Source organism: Paenibacillus sp. FSL F4-0100, assembly GCF_037993005.1.
GTDB lineage: Bacteria > Bacillota > Bacilli > Paenibacillales > Paenibacillaceae > Paenibacillus_AQ.
The window spans coordinates 4,823,854-4,840,537 of record NZ_CP150303.1 but is presented as its reverse complement, the minus strand read 5'-3'; the positions used below and the strand labels follow the sequence as shown (position 1 = coordinate 4,840,537).

Sequence of the window (16,684 nt, the reverse complement as noted above, 5' to 3'; positions counted from 1 at the left end):
GTAAACTGTCGCTCTACAATGATCGTGTAGTCATTAAACAATACATTCATAAGGAGAGATTAACAATATGGAACTTCAATTAGCATTGGATTTGGTGAATATTCCAGAAGCAAAACAAGTGGTGGCTGAAGTAGCCGAGTTTATCGATATCGTGGAGATCGGAACGCCCGTTGTCATTAATGAAGGGCTTCATGCCGTAAAAGCGATTAAAGAGGAGTTCCCGCATTTGCGTGTGCTGGCCGACCTTAAAATTATGGATGCGGGCGGTTATGAAGTGATGAAGGCATCCGAAGCCGGTGCGGATATTATTACGGTGCTGGGCGTATCCGACGATTCCACGATCAAAGGCGCGGTGGCGGAGGCCTTCAAGCAAGGCAAGCAGGTCATGGTGGATATGATCAACGTAAAGGACATTGAAGGAAGAGCACGGGAGATTGACGCTTTTGGCGTGGATTACATTTGCGTTCATTCCGGCTATGACCACCAGGCGGAAGGTAAAAACTCATTCGAGGAATTGGCGGCGATCAAACGTGTCGTTAAACATGCGAAGACCGCCGTTGCGGGGGGCATCAAAATGGAGACGCTCTCTGAGGTGATCCAAGCGAATCCCGATCTCGTGATCGTCGGCGGCGGAATTACAAGCCAAACCGACAAGAAGGCCGCAGCAGCTCAAATGAACCAACTTGTGAAGCAGGCTTAAGTCACAATGAGCAATAACATATTTCAACATGCAGCAGTCATTGCCAAGGAGATATCGGAATCCGTACAGCAGGTCGATGCTGCCCAGGTCGAGGGATTGATTGAACGGATCGCGCAATCCGACGCCATCTTCTTGGCAGGGGGCGGCAGATCCGGTCTGATGATCCGGGCTTTTGCCATGAGGTTAATGCAGATGGGATATAAGGTTCATATCGTCGGTGAAACGGTAACGCCGGCGATCGGAGCTCGTGACTTGCTTGTTATCGGTTCAGGTTCAGGCGAAACGCAAAGCTTGGTGTCTATGGCCCGAAAAGCCAAGGATATCGGATCAGCCATAGCAGTCGTAACGGTGAAGCCCGAATCACGTATCGGAGAGCTTTCCGATGCGATCGTTCAGCTCCCCGGAAGCACCAAGGATCAGAATCAAGATACACTCGTCACTGTTCAACCGATGGCCTCTTTATTTGAACAGACGATGCTGATCGTGCTGGATGCGGTCATCCTGAGATTGATGGAGAAGAGTGAGCTCCACTCGGACCAAATGTTTGGCCTGCACGCCAATTTGGAGTAGGGTGCTGTCACGTGATATTTTCCACTTTGTTGATATAACCGCGACCGTTGTATACTGTAGGGAAGAAGGGGGGATGCATTATGGCAAGTGAAGTCAAACAGCGAATCAATCTAAAGGAAATAAACTGCCATAAAGAGTTAACCCTGGCGGTCATCGGCGGCAAATGGAAGCTGATCATCCTATGGCATCTTGGTTTAGAGGGCGTTAAACGCTTCGGTGAGCTAAATCGAATGATTCCTCATATCACGCAAAAAATGCTGACCAATCAGCTCCGCGAATTGGAGGAAGATCAACTGGTCCATCGTGTTGTTTACCCCGAGGTTCCGCCTCGGGTCGAATATTCGCTCACGCCCTACGGGGAGAGTCTTATGCCGATCTTGAAATTGATGTACGATTGGGGAAAAGATTACGGCGAACAGGTCATCTGGAAAGACGATGAGAAGCCTGAGGATAAAGACGATGAACAGGCAACGGAACAAGCAGTTGCCCAGAAGCTGTAATTTCACGAAAATGTATACGAATGCATGGGCAACGCGGTCGTCACAAATGCATCGTGCTGTAATCAGCGGATTCATACATTTGCCCGGGTTACTTTTACAAGGAAACTTGTTGTTTTTTTGGCAGGATCTGGTGACAGAACGATTCGTTGTAAAATAATTAAGGCGCTGATAGTATGGAAAACCCCCTTAAACTTAAGGGGGTTTTCGAGCAAGATGACGCTGAGTTCTGAAGAATTAAAAAGCGGCGAACAAATAGGTTCGCCGCCGCTGGTTTGCGCTTCCTTGATCAATGTATTTATTGCTGGCTTTCAAGGTATTCAGCGAGTTGGTCAAATGTACCGCCAAATCCCTGTTTCACCATTGGAGCCATTTCATCAAAAGCTGCTTGTTCTTCTGCAGTTGCGTTGACAGGGCCACCCTGCATAGTCAGAGTAGTTTTTCCATCGGTTTCTTCAAGTGTGATGATATTCATAATTTCAAGCGGCCAGTGTGCGTTAAAAGGTGCACGTATCGTGTTACCTTCCTCATCTGAGAATGATTGGATGAATACCAGTTTTTCAGGAACTATGACTTCTTGATATACAAATTTTCCCCACATGGCCTGGGTACCATCTGGCGACTTCTGACAACCTAAGAACATACCACCTGGACGTACATCCATTCTAATAACATCTAGTGAAAACCCTTGATGACCCCACCATTTACCGAAGTGTTCTGGATCTGTCCAAACTTTAAAAACCAGTTCTCGAGGGGCATTGAAAACACGGGTTAGAAGTAAGCCACTTTTGCTTTGCTCGGTCATTTGAATTCCTCCTAATATGAAAGGTTGCGGCTGCTACCCTTTCTTTTGTAATTTGTCTAAATAATCCTCAAGTTGATCTAAGCGCTGTTCCCAAATACCGCGGAACGATTCCAACCATTCGTCCATCTCTTGTAGCGGTTCAGGTCGTAGTCTATATATCCGTCGATTAGCCTCTGCCTGAACTTCTACCAATCCTGCTTCATGCAATATCTTTAAATGTTTGGAAGTCTGCGGCTGCCGGATTTTAAGGCGATCAGCAACCTGACCGACAGTTAAGGGACCGTCTCGTAATAGTTCGACTATCTGCAATCGGTTAGGTTCGGCTAGTGCGTTCAAAGTTGTCTGTTTCATATGACCTTACCCCTATCTTGTTATTACAACGAACTCGATGCTTGAACTAAAAGTTCTGCTAGTAGCTCATAGTCTGGAGTATCATCTTCTCGAATTTTAAGCCATTTTCGTTCGGGTGGACCATCGAAATTTTTGGGGACTTCTAGATTTGTTGTGTTCATGATCATAAAGGCAATTGCATCTTTTGATGGTGAAATTACAGCTGCATACTGTCCGTTCTTTAGAAAATGTGGCTTTTTGTACTGAATCCGTTCTTCTACTTCCGGAATTGCTTCTTGGACCATGTGCCGAAGCTTTTTGCTGACGTCTACTTGCCAAGGCAAATTAAGGTTTTCGATGAACGAAATTACTTCTTGGCTCATATCTTGCCCTCCTTACTTGTGAATATTAACCAACGATTGGTTACAATATACCATGATGAGAATATTCTTGTAAAGGAATATTTGGAAATGAATCTTGCCTTTCCTCAAAGGGTTAGTAGCTGAACGTAATTTGACAATAAAGTGAGCACAATTCGAGAGTAGTTTAACCGTATGATGAGCACCACATGACAGTTTTACCGTGATACGATGTAAGCATAGAAAAGGCGAGAATGACACGCACGGCTGCATGAACGCGACATGCAACCGTGGCGTAGATCTTCTCGCCTTACGTTTTTCGTTATTAATTTTTAATACTGCTCTTCTTCTCTCCTCATTTGGTAGTGATGGTGATAGTGGTGATGGTGATGATGATGGATCATATGATGGCCAGATGGAGAACTATATGGATGAAAATGGGGGTGATGCTCATGACCGTGACCATGACCATGACCATGATGATAAGGCTGAGGTTCTCTTTGTTGAGTTTCTTGAAGGTTATAGTTTTGTTGATTCATCGAATTTCTCCTTTTCGTCTTGAGATAATTCATATTATGTATACAAACGATTAGTGACACTTGACCATAAGAAAATGGGCTACCAAGATAAGTTAAATGGTGAGGAAATAAACCTCCGGTACCTAAGTGCCGGAGGTTTATTTTGCTGGCCGGATCATTTTCTGCACGGAAGGATTGACAATTCGCTGAAGGAGATATAATATCATACCGTATAAATCGTAATTATTACGATTAAGGAATGGAGGAAGTTCAGTAGATGAATAACAACAATAAGATTCCGGTTACAGTACTCAGCGGTTACCTCGGATCAGGCAAAACGACCGTGCTGAATCATGTGCTTCATAATCGTGATGGATTGAAGGTTGCGGTCATTGTGAACGACATGAGCGAAGTGAATATTGACGCGGATTTGGTTCGAGGGGAAGGGAGCCTGTCCCGAACGGATGAGAAGCTGGTCGAAATGTCCAATGGCTGCATCTGCTGCACCCTCCGGGAAGACTTGGTGCAGGAAGTTCAGAAGCTGGCACAAGAAAACCGTTTTGACTATATCCTGATTGAATCGACGGGTATTAGTGAGCCCGTGCCCGTTGCGCAGACCTTTGTTTATCCAGATGAGGTATCCGGTGTACAGCTGTCCGACCTAGCCCGGCTGGATTGCATGGTGACGGTTGTAGACGCGAACCGATTCTGGAAAGACTTCTCTTCGGGCCAAAGCCTGCTCGATCGGAAGGAAGCGCTTGGCGAAGAGGATACACGGGAAGTCGTGGATCTGTTGATCGACCAGGTTGAGACGTGTGATGTGCTGCTGTTGAACAAATGTGATCTGGTAAGCGATGACGAATTGGCCAAGGTGGAAGGCATACTTCATAAGCTTCAGCCAAGCGCCAAAATCATACGTACCGTGAAAGGACAAGTCGCACCTGCGGAAATTCTGAATACCGGTTTATTCGATTTTGAGAAAGCCAGTCAGGCCCCCGGCTGGATTCAGGAGCTTCAGAAGGAAGAGCATGTGCCAGAAACGGATGAATACGGCATCAGCTCTTTTGTTTATCGGAGAAGAAGACCGTTTCATCCGGAGCGGCTGGCAGCATTCATGAGTTATTGGCCGGAAGAGGTCGTACGCGCGAAAGGGATCGCTTGGCTGGCAGTGCTTGAGGATGTTGCGGCAAGTCTAAGTCAAGCGGGTCCTTCGATTCAGTTCGGGCCAGCTGGATATTGGGTGGCTGCTTTAACCGAGCAGGAACAGCAGGAGCTGATTCAGAGTGAGCCGGATGTGCAGCGAAAATGGGATGCCGTCTGGGGGGATCGGATGACCGAGCTCGTGATGATCGGGATTGGGATGGAACAGTCACTAATCGAGCAGGAGCTGGACGATTGTCTGTTGACCGATCAGGAAATGCAGCTGGATTGGTCGACGTTTAACAATCCGCTGCCATGGATGGCCATTGAAGAGCTATCACTGTAAGGTTATATTTTTTTGATTAAAATTAATCGTAATAATTACGGATAGATAAGGAGCCACTTGAGGGCTTTACAGGTTTTCTAGAATATAATCCCCTTTGCGTAGACAGTGCTGAAGAAGAGCGCTACAGTTTACTTAAGGGGATTTTTGTCATGGAAATTTCAAAAGAAGAATACGAAAGAAGCAGGGGAATATGCAGAAATTCATCATTTAAAAACTCAATTGCAGGAAAAGTTATTACCCTGTTTAGAAAGCGCCCTTCAGAAGGACCGGGTTTTAAAAAATCACTTAATGATGTGGTCAATCTATTTATCTGTCCAGAACTTATACCTATCAAGTCCAGAGCACCTGCTTTGTATTTGTTGTATAATAGGAAGAATAGGAAGAAGATTCCCAATTCATGTTTCGATGATAGCTTTAACGTATTTCAGAATGTAATGCTGACGCATGAGCAACATCAATCAGGAGGACAAGGTAATGGCAAAAGCAAAGGTTCCAAAGAGACCCACTAGAGATGAGTTTGTACTGGAAGAACTCGGAAATCAGCTTACTGAAGCTTACCAGGAGGAATCGGTTATCGTACTGACGGTCTGGGGAAGGGAAGAGGCGGTCCGCGGGCAAATCGATCAAATGGACTCCCGAACAGGGAAGGTACATATGAAACAGAATGGCGTTATTACGAAGGTTCCTTTTATGGACATTATGGAAGTGAATTATCCGAGAGACTAATCAGAATCATGTGTGCTTCCCGCAAATGAATCAAAGAGATTGTGATTTAAAGCGGTCGGCTTCATACCCGGTAGCGCGATGTCCAAAGTCGTGGTATATTAAAAAAAGTTATCTATGTGTTACTGGCGTAGCTTGGGGTACCAAGAGGGAGCACATAGGATCATATGCCGTACGCCTGGGCAAGAGGTAAGGAGACGATGAAGTCGCCTTGCCTCTTTATGTTTTTTAATACAATGGCGAAGGAGCGGATTAGTATGAGTAAGGAACCCGTAATTTTAGATGGAAAAAAGGTATCCGACGATATCAAGGCGAAGCTGGCTGTAAAGGTACAGGAATTGAAGTTGCAGGGGGTAACGCCTTGTCTGGCAACGGTTCTGGTTGGTGATGATCCTGCTTCGGCGACCTATGTGCGGATGAAGGGAAATGCTTGCGAGCGGCTTGGCATCATATCCAAAAAAGTGGTACTGGAGACATCGACAACGACCGAGGAGCTGATTGCCGCGATCCAAGAGCTGAACGAAGATCCGAATGTCCACGGCATTCTGCTGCAGCATCCGGTACCGCATCATATCGATGAACGGGCGGCTTTTGATGCCATTGACATTAAAAAAGACGTGGATGGAGTAACCACGCTCGGTTTCTCGCAGAATGCGTTTGGTTTTGCCGATTATCCGTCTTGTACGCCTGCCGCGATTATTGCGATTATGGATTATTATGATCTGCCGATCGAAGGGAAGCATGCCGTGGTGGTCGGACGCAGTCCGATTCTGGGTAAGCCGGTATCGATGATGCTGCTTAATCGCAATGCTACCGTTACGATCTGCCACTCGAGAACGAAGAACCTTGGGGAGATTGTGTCCCAGGGAGATATCGTGGTTGCGGCCGTAGGCAAGCCTAATTTCATTCAAGGGGACTGGATCAAGCCGGGAGCCGTCGTATTGGATGCCGGCTATAATCCAGGCAATATCGGCGACTGCGATTACGATGCCTGCGCGAAGTTGGCATCCGCAATTACACCAGTACCTGCCGGTGTTGGCCCCGTTACGATTGCTACATTGCTGAAGCATACCGTCGAATCGGCTGAGCGAACCGTGCAAGGTTAAGGGACAGCCACAGACTATTTGCATATGAATTAAGAGGGCGCCCATGAATAATCCCCTTCGAATCACTTCGTTTCATGTAAGAGTCTGGGACATGGAAGAGATATGGCTCGAGTAATGATAGGCTTGGAGTCTGCATTTCACGGATCCCTGGACGTCATGGTATAGTTAGGAAAAAGCAAAATCGAAGGGGAGAGATTCATGCACAAACAACTCATTTCCAGTTGTGCTGCGGAGCAAGGAGCTGTGGAGGATAATCTGTTCGTTGCAGCGCCGCAAGCGGCTCCCGGGAGCACCGAATGAAGAACACGATTGCAGATATTGCCAAAAAAGCCGGAGTTGCCAAAAGCACGGTCTCCCGTTTCTTAAACGGAGGTTCTGTCAGTAATGCAACACGCCGTAAGATAGAGCTGGTCATTCAGGAAACCGGTTATATTCCGAATTCGTTTGCACAGAGCTTGAAAGCGAAAAAAACCAGCATGATCGGTACCATTGTGCCGCGTCTGGATTCATTCTCAGCATCACAGACCGTTGCCGGCATGGATGAAGATTTAAGAAAACACGGTTATCAGCTTCTCATTATTAATGCAAGCCAGGACTTATCCAGGGAGATTGAAGCGCTGTATGATCTCGCCAGACAAAAAATATCTGGCATTATTTTATTCGCCACTCAGGTGACGGAAACGCATCTTGCAGCGATTAAAGAGATCGGCATCCCCGTCATCCTGCTCGGACAACAGCATAAGGATGTCCACAGCATGATATATAACGACTATGCCGCAGGTTATGACATGGGCCGATATGTGCTGTCCATGGGACACCGTCATATATCTTATATCGGCGTGACGGAAAAAGACGTTGCTGTCGGAGTTCAGCGGAAGGAAGGGTTTCTGAAGGCGTTAAGCGAGTATGACGAGGTGGAGGCGGTTCTCTATGAGAGTGGGTTTAAGATGTCGGATGGTGTAAAGACCGCATTGTCCATTTTTGAGTTGAACCGAACGCTGCCAACTGCAATGGTCTGCGCTACCGACAACATCGCGTTAGGCGTTATGAAAGCGGCTCATATGAAGGGCATCCAGATCCCCAACGAACTCTCCGTTACCGGATTTGGCGGATACGACGTTACCGAGGTAATTCATCCCGGATTGACAACGGTTAAATATGGATATTCCCAAGCGGGCCACCTCGCCGCTCAGCATATCATAAAGCTGGTCAACGACGAGCCTGTGGATTTCCTGACGGTCATGAATTGCGATATGATTCATCGGGAAAGCGTTGACAATCTAAATTAGGTATTTTATACTGAAAAAACGGAACCGGTTCCAATACTGTTTTTGCTTGGTATTGGAGCTGAGTTCATTATTTTTAACCCTAATTGGAACCGGTTCCGTTATAAATGGGTTAGGCTGATGTTCACGCATAGCATGATCAGTTTTTTTTTGAGAAAGCCTATATACAAGGAGAAGAGACATGGACAGAGAACGGAAATACCGACGCCTGGATCAGGCCTCTCCTGAAGAGATTGCCTCCTTGAAGGAGCAAGCAAAACGAAGCGAATGGAGGCAGAGGTTTCACGTACAGCCCATCATGGGCTTGTTGAATGACCCCAACGGATTTTCTTATTATAACGGGAAATACCACTTGTTTTATCAATGGTTTCCTCTGGGCACGTTTCACGGCCTGAAATACTGGTACCATACCTCCTCCACGGACTTGGTGCACTGGCAAAACAAAGGCATCGCCATTGAGCCCGGGTACTCGCATGATGCATATGGCGCCTATTCGGGAAGCGGGATCGTGAAAGACGACAAACTGTATCTGATGTATACCGGGAATACCCGGGATGAGGAATGGAACAGGCATTCTTATCAATGCATGGCCGTGATGGACCGTGTTGGCACCATCACGAAGCTCGATAAGCCGCTGATTGATCGTGTGCCGGACGGATATACCGAGCATTTCCGGGATCCGAAGGTATGGAAAGACGAAGACCTGTTCCGGTTCGTCATCGGCGCCCAAAGGGACGATCAAACAGGAACGGCTGTCGTGTATGAATCACCGGATTTGCTGGATTGGTCATGCAAAGGGGAAATCCAGACCCGTCTTGAACATTTCGGCTATATGTGGGAATGCCCCGATTATTTTGAACTGGAAGGACAGGGCGTGCTGCTGTTTTCGCCGCAGGGGCTGAGTCCGCAAGGCGACAAATTCCGGAACGTTTACCAATCCGGCTACATCGCGGGCAAGCCGCTGGATCGGGGGACGCTGGAGTTTGAACACGGCTCCTTTTACGAACTGGACAGAGGTTTTGATTTCTACGCACCACAGACCATGGTGGATGAGAAAGACCGGCGCATCATGGTAGGCTGGATGGGCTTGCCGGAGGTCGTCTATCCAACCGACTCGCATGGCTGGGCGCATTGTTTGACGCTTCCACGTACGCTCTCGTTCCGTGAGGGTAAGCTGATTCAGCTGCCTGTCCCCGAGTTGGAACTTCTTCGTGAGACGACAGCTATGGAAGCAGCGGATACGCTTTACAGCGAAGTGAAGAGTTATGCAGGGGTTGAGGGAACCGTATTCGAGATGACATGCGAGTTTCATGGGATCGAAGCGGACGTTGTTGGCATTGAATTTCGAGCTGGCGAAACGGAGCGGACCGTCATCTGGTATGACGCCGTCAGGCAAAAGGTTACGCTAGATCGCTCATCATCGGGTGCAACGATTGTGAGTGATTACGGAACGACACGAACCTGTATGCTGCATAAAAAAGCAGACTCGATCAAATTCCATCTCTTTGTGGATATTTCTTCGGCAGAAGTGTTCGTCAATGATGGCGAAGAGGTGTTTACGAGTCGGATATTTCCCAAGCAGGACAGCCGTCATATTCGATTTTTCGCAAAAAACGGCAGCACCGGCTTGAAGGTCGCGAAGTGGGATCTTGCCCAAGCCGTAAAAGATATAGAAGGGGATGAATGAACATGGCAGCGGATCATCGGAAAATTGCAAGGCAGGTAGTGGAAGCCATCGGTGGCAGGGAGAACATTGCATCCTTTGCTCACTGTGCTACGAGACTCCGAATTATGGTTCACGATCAGAAGAAGATAGACCAGAAGAAGGTCGAGAATATCGATAAGGTTAAAGGCGCTTTTTTTAACTCCGGCCAATATCAAATCATTTTCGGAACAGGAACCGTTAATCAGATTTTTGAAGCGGTAGAATCGCTTGGGCTTGAGAGCACAAGCAAGGATGAGTTGAAATCCGAGGCGAAAAAATCAGGAAATCCGTTTCAGCGGGCGATTCGCACGTTCGGTGACGTCTTTGTGCCGATTATCCCGATATTAGTCGCCACAGGTTTGTTCATGGGATTACGGGGATTATTGACGCAAGAAACCGTCCTCGCCTGGTTTGGAGCGACGCCTGACGATATTTCGCCTAATTTTCTGCTTTTCACCCAGGTACTGACGGATACGGCTTTTGCTTTCTTGCCAGCATTGGTGGCATGGTCCGCATTCCGGGTGTTCGGAGGCAGCCCCGTGCTTGGTATCGTGCTGGGTTTGATGCTGGTTAACCCGGCTCTTCCCAACGCATATAGCGTGGCGAACGGTTCGGCCGAAGCGCTCATGCTCTTCGATTTCATTCCGGTTGTCGGATATCAGGGTTCGGTCCTGCCAGCCTTCTTCATCGGACTGCTGGGCGCGAAATTCGAGAGATTTTTGAGAAAGCGTATTCCTGAAGCGATTGATTTGATCGTTACGCCATTTTTAACCCTGCTCGTTATGATCATCCTCGGTCTGTTCGCAATCGGACCCGTGTTCCACTCTCTGGAAGAGGTAGTCATGAACGTGACCACCTTCTTGCTGGAGCTGCCGTTTGGCATTGCGGGTCTTGTGATCGGTTTCTTCAACCAGATTATTGTGGTCACCGGCGTGCATCATATTTTTAATTTCCTTGAAATTCAGCTTCTCGAAAAGACAGGAAGCAATCCGTTTAATGCGATCGTGACAAGCGCCATGGCAGCTCAAGGCGCAGCTTGTCTGGCTGTCGGACTCAAGACGAGAAACAAAAAACTAAAGGCATTATCGCTGCCATCCGCATTCTCGGCCATGCTGGGAATTTCGGAACCGGCGATCTTCGGGGTCAACCTCCGTTACGTCAGACCGTTCGTTATCGCCCTGATCGGCGGTGGCGTGGGCGGTTTCATGGCTTCCATCTTCCAGCTTGAGGCTACGGGTATGGCGATTACCGTTATTCCCGGTACGCTCTTATACTTGAACAGTCAGCTTCCACTTTACATTTTGTGCAACTTAACAGCGATGGCTCTAACTTTTGTGTTGACTTGGTTGTTCGGATTCAATGATAAAATGCTCGATGAGGTTCGCTCGGAAGCGAAATAATTATTTATATTTATTCGATTTTTGATATCATAAAAACCGCGCTCCGGCGCGGTTTTTATGCATGATCGGGAAGCGTCCGATCGACCTTGCAGAAATAATGGTTTGCTCTGAAATGCTTTTCATCATTTACAATAGGGTTACTGGCTAGAATATACGGAAGAGAGGCGAGTTTCATTGAATAGGAAAATCATATTTTTTGATATTGACGGGACGCTGCTGGATCATGAAAAAAAGGTTCCGGCTACAACGAAGGAGTCCATACAAGAGTTAAAGGATGCCGGGCACATCGTCGCCATAGCGACAGGGCGCGCTCCTTATCATTTTGAAGAACTGCGGGAGGAGCTCGGTATCAATTCCTATGTTTGTTTGAACGGACAGTATGTGGTTCACGAAGGCCAACCGATCTATGGAAATCCATTGGCGATAGATGCCTTGCAGCAGCTGACGGAGCAGGCCGTGGAGCTTGATCATCCGATCATCTATGCCGGCAGTGAAGCCATGAAGATGAACGTAACCGAGCATGTCCATATCGATTCCAGCTGGGGCGAGCTGAAACTTACGATCCCGGAATATGATCCCGAATATTACTTGGGCAGAGACATTTATCAGGCTATTGTATTCTGCACGGAGGAAGAGGAAGCGGGTTACGTGAACAGATTCGAAGGTCGGTTCGATTTCGTTCGATGGGGTCCTTATGGAATCGATGTGTTACCGTCGGGCGGATCCAAAGCGGAAGGGATCAAACAATTAATTCAGCTGCTGCACATCGATCTCGAGGATACTATCGCTTTTGGTGACTATCTGAATGATCTGGAGATGCTGTCACATGTAGGCCACGGTGTGGCTATGGGCAATGCGCCGGAGATCGTTAAGCAGGCGGCCAGATATATAACCCGGGATGTTGATCAAGATGGTATACAGTACGGCCTTCGTATGTTGGGTCTACTGGGCAAGGAAGCGCAGGAGATCGTATAGTTTGATTGTGATAAAAAGTTATGCAGCGTGTCAGTCTTCGCTCCTCGCCGGGCGTTAAGGACTGGCATGTTTTTAGCTTTGAAGCATCTTTTTGAAGCGGCAGGTTTGACGAAGGAAACAGGGGCTTGTTATTATTAATAACTAGTAGTGACCCGCTTTATGGTGAATAACCATCTGGCGGAAAAATACCGGAACAGGTGGAGACCTTATGTCAGCCGATCAAACGCAACATCTTATAACTAGTTGGCTATCTTTGACGCAGATTCAGGCGTTGATCACCAACGAACTGGAACAAACACTTCAACAGAAACACGATTTATCGTTGAATGAATTTTACGTGCTGTTATTTCTGTCTGAGGCCCCCGAGCAAAAATTGCGGCTTCAGCAGCTGCAAACAATGGTGGGGCTGAGCCAAAGCGCGATGTCGAGGCTGGTCAGCCGTTTTGAAGCCAAAGGCTGCGGGGCGATGCAAAGGGCCATATGCGAGAATGACAGAAGAGGAATTTATACCTCGCTGACCCCCATTGGAGAAGAGAAGCTGCGCAAAGCCAAGAGCACGGTTCAACACGTGTTGGAGCAGCAGTTCGCAACGCCTAAATTGAAGCATGGGCTTCAGGAAGTTTTAAAGCAGATCAAAGGTTAGACGTATTTTCAAACAACCATTCTTGACGAATGGCTTTTATTTTGATAATTTAAATGCATGCGCATGCATTTATAAGATATAAATTTTATTAGGGAGCGTGCTTCGATGGAACATTTATTCAGTCCATACAAATTGAAATCTTTAGAATTGAAAAACCGGGTGGTTATGCCTCCCATGTGCCAGTACTCCGTAACGAACAAAGACGGTATCGCTACCGATTGGCATTATTTGCATTATACAAGCCGAGCGATCGGCGGAACGGGACTCATTATAGTAGAAATGACGGACGTTGAGGCTGATGGCCGCATTACCGATTATGATCTTGGATTATGGTCGGACGATCAAATTCCGCCCCTGGCTCGCCTCGTGGATTCGATACACCAGCATGGTGCAAAGGCAGCTATCCAGATTGCGCATGCCGGCCGGAAAGCGGAGGACGCTGAAACGCCAGTGGCTCCGTCGGCTATTCCTTTTGACGAGAATTCCAAAACGCCAAGGGCTCTTACAACGGAAGAAGTCAAGCATATGGTGGAGAAATTCCGCTTGGCTGTACGACGTGCGGTGAAGGCCGGTTTTGATGCGATTGAATTGCATGGTGCCCACGGATATCTGATCCATCAGTTCCATTCCCCATTGACCAACCATAGAACGGACGAGTATGGTCAGGATTTAACCAAGTTCGGTAAAGAAGTGATTCAAGCTGCAAAAAGCGAACTGCCTGCGGACATGCCATTAATCTTGCGGATCTCTGCACGAGAATATGTAGCCGGCGGTTATGGTATCGAAGAGAGCATCGCGTTCTCCAAGGAATATCAAGCTGCGGGCGTTGACATGTTCCATATCAGCGCAGGCGGTGAAGGACCAATTGCGGCGGAAGGAAGACCGGGCACTCATGTAGCCTATCAAGTTCCGCTTGCCAGACAAATTAAAGAAGCGCTGCAAATACCGGTCATTGCCGTTGGCCGCTTGGATGAGCCTGCTCTGGCGAATGCGGTGATCGGCAACGAAGACGCGGATCTCGTCGCTGTGGGAAGAGGGATGCTGCGCAACCCGTACTGGGCATTGGAGGCCGCGACAGTTCTTCAAAAAGAGGTTGAGATTCCCACCCAATACCAGAACGGTTTTCCCAGAAAATCAAGATAAGGCAGATTATCATGTAATATGCTAAACGAAACGATGGCTTGCACATTGGGATTCGATTGCAGCAGGAAACATCACTGTAAACATGTAATTTAGAGGAGCGTATAGAAGGGTTATCTTATGGTCAGTTCGGACCGTAGGATAACCTTTTTTGCTTACATGGGGAGGCCCACGACAATGGCATGCTGTTAAGTTGGTAGTCTTTGTACATGCAGTACTCGAAAATATTGTTAAAAAAACATTATTGGTTTATTTACATTAGTGTGTGGCATACAGTATAATAATTTTCAGGAGTTGATGATATGTCAGAGGATCAAGACATTCTGCACAGTTTGGTGCAGGAGCTTCGCCGAGGAACCATCATTCTTGGTGTTCTCAGCCAATTGTCGGAACCTCAGTATGGATATTCATTGGTGACCATACTGCAGGAGAAGGGGATCAGCGTGGAAGCGGGTACCCTGTATCCCTTGCTGCGGCGGTTGGAGAAACAAGGCTTGCTGGATAGCGAGTGGGATACGAATGAGGCTCGTCCGAGAAAATATTACATCATAAGTCAGACAGGTAAGGATATATATCGGCAGCTATATCATGAATGGAAGGTTATGATGACAAGTCTGGAGGGACTTGTTGATGACAAGGGGGACTCAGGTAATGGATCTGATTAACAGGTATATTTATGCAGTGACGCAGAAACTGCCCGAATCGCAAAGGGCCGATATTGAAAAGGAACTTCATGGACTCATCGAAGATATGCTGGAAGACAGGGGCGCTGGTGGTGAGATCGCAAGCACTGAAGCTGTAGAACAGGTGCTGCTGGAGCTCGGGCCACCCGGGGAAATGGCAGCAAGATATAGAGGGAGAGAGCGTTATCTTATTGGTCCCGGTTTGATTGACAGTTATTGGTCTGTCTTGCGGATTGTAGTGTACTCGGTCGCCGTCGCTCTTGGCATCGCGTATATGGTGGATTTCTTTACACGCTCGGATCCCACCGCCGAGCAGCTTCTGGAGTACTTCGTCTCATTGCTGAGTGTAGCAACCCAAGCGTTCGTTTGGGTCACCGTGATTTTTGCCTATATCGAATACCGTGGTACTCGCCAAGTCCCCAAAGATGCATGGAAACCGGCCGATTTACCCGTAATACCGGATCCTACCTCGCAGATTAAACCGATTGAGCCTGTGCTCGGCATCATATTTTCCATACTGTTCTTCGTATTATTCACGTTTTCTATTGATCTGATCGGTGTTTATCGATTAAATGAAACCTTGGTTGCTATTCCTGTATTTGAACAAGCTGCATTTGCCAAATATCTCCCGTTGATATGGTTTCTGACAGCCTTCAGCATACTCAAAGATAGCATCAAGTTAATTACAAGAAAGTGGACGCCGCAGCTTGCCGTCATGCATGTGATATTTAACGTCTCTTCTGTTATCGTTGCGGTGATCCTGTTCTCCGATATAACGATCTGGAATCCGACATTCATGGATCAGCTCGTTCAAGCGGGTCTCATAACACCGGGAGATGAAGCATATGACATTGTTAAATCAATTTGGGATCGATCCAGGGATAGCCTTATTTACGTCATTGTGATTATTACCCTTATAGATACTGTATCCGTTCTAATGAAATGGTTTCGGCGTAAGGAAGGCAATGCCACTTTAACTAAGTAAGACTATGCAACAAGGAGTTATCCAATATGATGGATAGCTCCTTTTTCTGTTCAGTTAGACCATGAACGACACGCGACCCATCGGATAAGCATAGGATATGGAACGACGCAAATAATTTTTTTGACAAAAATGTGAATGATATGTGTCAAAATTATGTACAATGGTGTTATAATAGGGTAAGAGTTAAATGAAAACCCTTACAGAATGAACGGAGCTGATTATGATGAAATACGCAATCCATTACTCTACGAGAATGAAAGACGTTATTTTGTTTTCCTTTGTTATTAGCATTATTCTGTTTCAAGTAGCTACCTTGACCGAATATTCTTATCCTGTCCTATTCTATATGCAGATGGCGGTGAACGTCGTTGTTGTTGCGGCACTAGCGATTGAAGGGTATGCCCGATTGGTGAAACGGGAAGTGAATATTGAGGAGAATTCAGATACGATTACCATCAATGGCGTAGAAATTCATGCCGACCAGATTCGTGAGATTAAGGTTTCCGGATGCCATAAAACCGCATTCCAAATCAACCTCAAGGACAAGAACATGAATCCGATGTATTGCTGCTTTAAATTTGAAGAGAAGAATTGTGAAGGGATTCGGAGTCTTACGCGTTGGGCCGAGCGGAACCAGGTTTCCGTGCGTAAGGTTGGACCGCAAACCCGTTCCGGTTTGGTTCTCTCATCTAACAATTAATATGCCAATTTATATCATGAATAGAAGCGCCTGAACCATCGATGAATGGGTTCAGGCGCTTTTTTGTTTTGGT

Annotated in this window: 20 protein-coding genes and 1 riboswitch; of the genes, 17 read left to right on the top strand and 3 right to left on the bottom strand. The window is 47.0% G+C overall.

Features of this window, described 5'->3' with window-relative positions:
* Positions 1-67: 67 nt before the first annotated feature.
* The 3 genes from hxlA (at position 68) to MHH48_RS21705 (ending at position 1,770) form a co-directional block, all read left to right on the top strand.
* Complete coding sequence (gene hxlA / locus MHH48_RS21715) at positions 68-700, top strand: 3-hexulose-6-phosphate synthase (protein ID WP_076321975.1); 633 nt, start codon at positions 68-70, stop codon at positions 698-700.
* Between the two features lie 6 nt (positions 701-706).
* Positions 707-1,270, top strand: coding sequence for a 6-phospho-3-hexuloisomerase (gene hxlB, locus MHH48_RS21710; protein WP_076321974.1), 564 nt, complete (start codon positions 707-709; stop codon positions 1,268-1,270).
* A gap of 80 nt (positions 1,271-1,350) precedes the next feature.
* Complete coding sequence (locus MHH48_RS21705) at positions 1,351-1,770, top strand: helix-turn-helix domain-containing protein (protein WP_076321973.1); 420 nt, start codon at positions 1,351-1,353, stop codon at positions 1,768-1,770.
* Positions 1,771-2,065: 295 nt separating this feature from the next.
* Here MHH48_RS21705 and MHH48_RS21700 read toward each other — a convergent pair whose 3' ends face one another.
* From MHH48_RS21700 to MHH48_RS21690, 3 genes are read right to left on the bottom strand one after another with little or no spacing between them, the layout of a single operon-like run.
* Complete coding sequence (locus tag MHH48_RS21700; protein ID WP_076321972.1) at positions 2,066-2,572, bottom strand: SRPBCC domain-containing protein; 507 nt, start codon at positions 2,570-2,572, stop codon at positions 2,066-2,068.
* Positions 2,573-2,605: 33 nt separating this feature from the next.
* Entirely contained in the window at positions 2,606-2,923 is a 318-nt protein-coding gene (locus MHH48_RS21695; protein ID WP_076321971.1) for a metalloregulator ArsR/SmtB family transcription factor, read from the bottom strand.
* A 23-nt stretch (positions 2,924-2,946) separates the two neighbouring features.
* Positions 2,947-3,285 (bottom strand): DUF1801 domain-containing protein, encoded by a 339-nt coding sequence (locus MHH48_RS21690; protein ID WP_076321970.1) that lies wholly within the window; start codon positions 3,283-3,285, stop codon positions 2,947-2,949.
* 247 nt (positions 3,286-3,532) lie between these two features.
* Here MHH48_RS21690 and MHH48_RS21685 point away from each other — a divergent pair, with 247 nt between their 5' ends.
* The 14 genes from MHH48_RS21685 to MHH48_RS21620 all read left to right on the top strand — a co-directional run bounded on the left by MHH48_RS21685 (position 3,533) and on the right by MHH48_RS21620 (position 16,611).
* On the top strand, positions 3,533-3,823 hold the full coding sequence (locus MHH48_RS21685) for a hypothetical protein (protein WP_144023436.1): 291 nt from the start codon (positions 3,533-3,535) through the stop codon (positions 3,821-3,823).
* Positions 3,824-4,056: 233 nt separating this feature from the next.
* Complete coding sequence (locus tag MHH48_RS21680) at positions 4,057-5,265, top strand: GTP-binding protein (RefSeq protein ID WP_076321968.1); 1,209 nt, start codon at positions 4,057-4,059, stop codon at positions 5,263-5,265.
* 149 nt (positions 5,266-5,414) lie between these two features.
* On the top strand, positions 5,415-5,774 hold the full coding sequence (locus MHH48_RS21675) for a hypothetical protein (RefSeq protein ID WP_144023435.1): 360 nt from the start codon (positions 5,415-5,417) through the stop codon (positions 5,772-5,774).
* Entirely contained in the window at positions 5,740-5,991 is a 252-nt protein-coding gene (locus MHH48_RS21670) for a YolD-like family protein (protein ID WP_076321967.1), read from the top strand. The genes MHH48_RS21675 and MHH48_RS21670 overlap by 35 nt, the downstream gene beginning before the upstream one ends.
* Positions 5,992-6,099: 108 nt before the next feature.
* Positions 6,100-6,179, top strand: a riboswitch (ZMP/ZTP riboswitch).
* Between the two features lie 66 nt (positions 6,180-6,245).
* The gene (locus tag MHH48_RS21665; RefSeq protein WP_076321966.1) at positions 6,246-7,094 is read left to right on the top strand and encodes a tetrahydrofolate dehydrogenase/cyclohydrolase catalytic domain-containing protein; all 849 of its coding nucleotides are present in this window, start codon (positions 6,246-6,248) and stop codon (positions 7,092-7,094) included.
* 296 nt (positions 7,095-7,390) lie between these two features.
* Positions 7,391-8,383: a LacI family DNA-binding transcriptional regulator gene (locus tag MHH48_RS21660; protein WP_076321965.1), complete on the top strand. Its 993-nt coding sequence runs from the start codon at positions 7,391-7,393 to the stop codon at positions 8,381-8,383.
* 178 nt (positions 8,384-8,561) lie between these two features.
* The gene (locus MHH48_RS21655) at positions 8,562-10,067 is read left to right on the top strand and encodes a sucrose-6-phosphate hydrolase (protein ID WP_076321964.1); all 1,506 of its coding nucleotides are present in this window, start codon (positions 8,562-8,564) and stop codon (positions 10,065-10,067) included.
* A complete protein-coding gene (locus tag MHH48_RS21650) occupies positions 10,064-11,485 on the top strand; it encodes a sucrose-specific PTS transporter subunit IIBC (protein ID WP_076321963.1) in 1,422 nt (473 codons plus the stop codon). Before MHH48_RS21655 ends, MHH48_RS21650 begins: the two co-directional genes overlap by 4 nt.
* Positions 11,486-11,659: 174 nt before the next feature.
* Entirely contained in the window at positions 11,660-12,460 is an 801-nt protein-coding gene (locus MHH48_RS21645; protein ID WP_076321962.1) for a Cof-type HAD-IIB family hydrolase, read from the top strand.
* Positions 12,461-12,668: 208 nt separating this feature from the next.
* Positions 12,669-13,103, top strand: coding sequence for a MarR family transcriptional regulator (locus MHH48_RS21640; protein WP_076321961.1), 435 nt, complete (start codon positions 12,669-12,671; stop codon positions 13,101-13,103).
* Between the two features lie 105 nt (positions 13,104-13,208).
* On the top strand, positions 13,209-14,246 hold the full coding sequence (locus MHH48_RS21635; RefSeq protein ID WP_076321960.1) for an NADH:flavin oxidoreductase/NADH oxidase: 1,038 nt from the start codon (positions 13,209-13,211) through the stop codon (positions 14,244-14,246).
* Positions 14,247-14,545: 299 nt separating this feature from the next.
* The gene (locus tag MHH48_RS21630) at positions 14,546-14,908 is read left to right on the top strand and encodes a PadR family transcriptional regulator (RefSeq protein WP_076321959.1); all 363 of its coding nucleotides are present in this window, start codon (positions 14,546-14,548) and stop codon (positions 14,906-14,908) included.
* On the top strand, positions 14,895-15,911 hold the full coding sequence (locus tag MHH48_RS21625) for a hypothetical protein (protein WP_076321958.1): 1,017 nt from the start codon (positions 14,895-14,897) through the stop codon (positions 15,909-15,911). Before MHH48_RS21630 ends, MHH48_RS21625 begins: the two co-directional genes overlap by 14 nt.
* A gap of 220 nt (positions 15,912-16,131) precedes the next feature.
* Positions 16,132-16,611, top strand: coding sequence for a hypothetical protein (locus tag MHH48_RS21620; RefSeq protein WP_256720480.1), 480 nt, complete (start codon positions 16,132-16,134; stop codon positions 16,609-16,611).
* Positions 16,612-16,684: the final 73 nt, after the last annotated feature.

What these genes read in the sequence shown, in the direction of transcription:
- MHH48_RS21665 (WP_076321966.1), top strand. Translation starts at nt 6,246, where the DNA reads ATGAGTAAGGAACCCGTAATTTTAGATGGAAAAAAGGTATCCGACGAT.
- MHH48_RS21620 (WP_256720480.1), top strand. Translation starts at nt 16,132, where the DNA reads ATGATGAAATACGCAATCCATTACTCTACGAGAATGAAAGACGTTATT.
- hxlB (WP_076321974.1), top strand. Translation starts at nt 707, where the DNA reads ATGAGCAATAACATATTTCAACATGCAGCAGTCATTGCCAAGGAGATA.
- hxlA (WP_076321975.1), top strand. Translation starts at nt 68, where the DNA reads ATGGAACTTCAATTAGCATTGGATTTGGTGAATATTCCAGAAGCAAAA.
- MHH48_RS21650 (WP_076321963.1), top strand. Translation starts at nt 10,064, where the DNA reads ATGAACATGGCAGCGGATCATCGGAAAATTGCAAGGCAGGTAGTGGAA.
- MHH48_RS21640 (WP_076321961.1), top strand. Translation starts at nt 12,669, where the DNA reads ATGTCAGCCGATCAAACGCAACATCTTATAACTAGTTGGCTATCTTTG.
- MHH48_RS21685 (WP_144023436.1), top strand. Translation starts at nt 3,533, where the DNA reads ATGAACGCGACATGCAACCGTGGCGTAGATCTTCTCGCCTTACGTTTT.
- MHH48_RS21700 (WP_076321972.1), bottom strand. Translation starts at nt 2,572, where the DNA reads ATGACCGAGCAAAGCAAAAGTGGCTTACTTCTAACCCGTGTTTTCAAT.
- MHH48_RS21675 (WP_144023435.1), top strand. Translation starts at nt 5,415, where the DNA reads ATGGAAATTTCAAAAGAAGAATACGAAAGAAGCAGGGGAATATGCAGA.
- MHH48_RS21660 (WP_076321965.1), top strand. Translation starts at nt 7,391, where the DNA reads ATGAAGAACACGATTGCAGATATTGCCAAAAAAGCCGGAGTTGCCAAA.
- MHH48_RS21655 (WP_076321964.1), top strand. Translation starts at nt 8,562, where the DNA reads ATGGACAGAGAACGGAAATACCGACGCCTGGATCAGGCCTCTCCTGAA.
- MHH48_RS21670 (WP_076321967.1), top strand. Translation starts at nt 5,740, where the DNA reads ATGGCAAAAGCAAAGGTTCCAAAGAGACCCACTAGAGATGAGTTTGTA.
- MHH48_RS21630 (WP_076321959.1), top strand. Translation starts at nt 14,546, where the DNA reads ATGTCAGAGGATCAAGACATTCTGCACAGTTTGGTGCAGGAGCTTCGC.
- MHH48_RS21690 (WP_076321970.1), bottom strand. Translation starts at nt 3,285, where the DNA reads ATGAGCCAAGAAGTAATTTCGTTCATCGAAAACCTTAATTTGCCTTGG.
- MHH48_RS21680 (WP_076321968.1), top strand. Translation starts at nt 4,057, where the DNA reads ATGAATAACAACAATAAGATTCCGGTTACAGTACTCAGCGGTTACCTC.
- MHH48_RS21705 (WP_076321973.1), top strand. Translation starts at nt 1,351, where the DNA reads ATGGCAAGTGAAGTCAAACAGCGAATCAATCTAAAGGAAATAAACTGC.
- MHH48_RS21625 (WP_076321958.1), top strand. Translation starts at nt 14,895, where the DNA reads ATGGATCTGATTAACAGGTATATTTATGCAGTGACGCAGAAACTGCCC.
- MHH48_RS21635 (WP_076321960.1), top strand. Translation starts at nt 13,209, where the DNA reads ATGGAACATTTATTCAGTCCATACAAATTGAAATCTTTAGAATTGAAA.
- MHH48_RS21695 (WP_076321971.1), bottom strand. Translation starts at nt 2,923, where the DNA reads ATGAAACAGACAACTTTGAACGCACTAGCCGAACCTAACCGATTGCAG.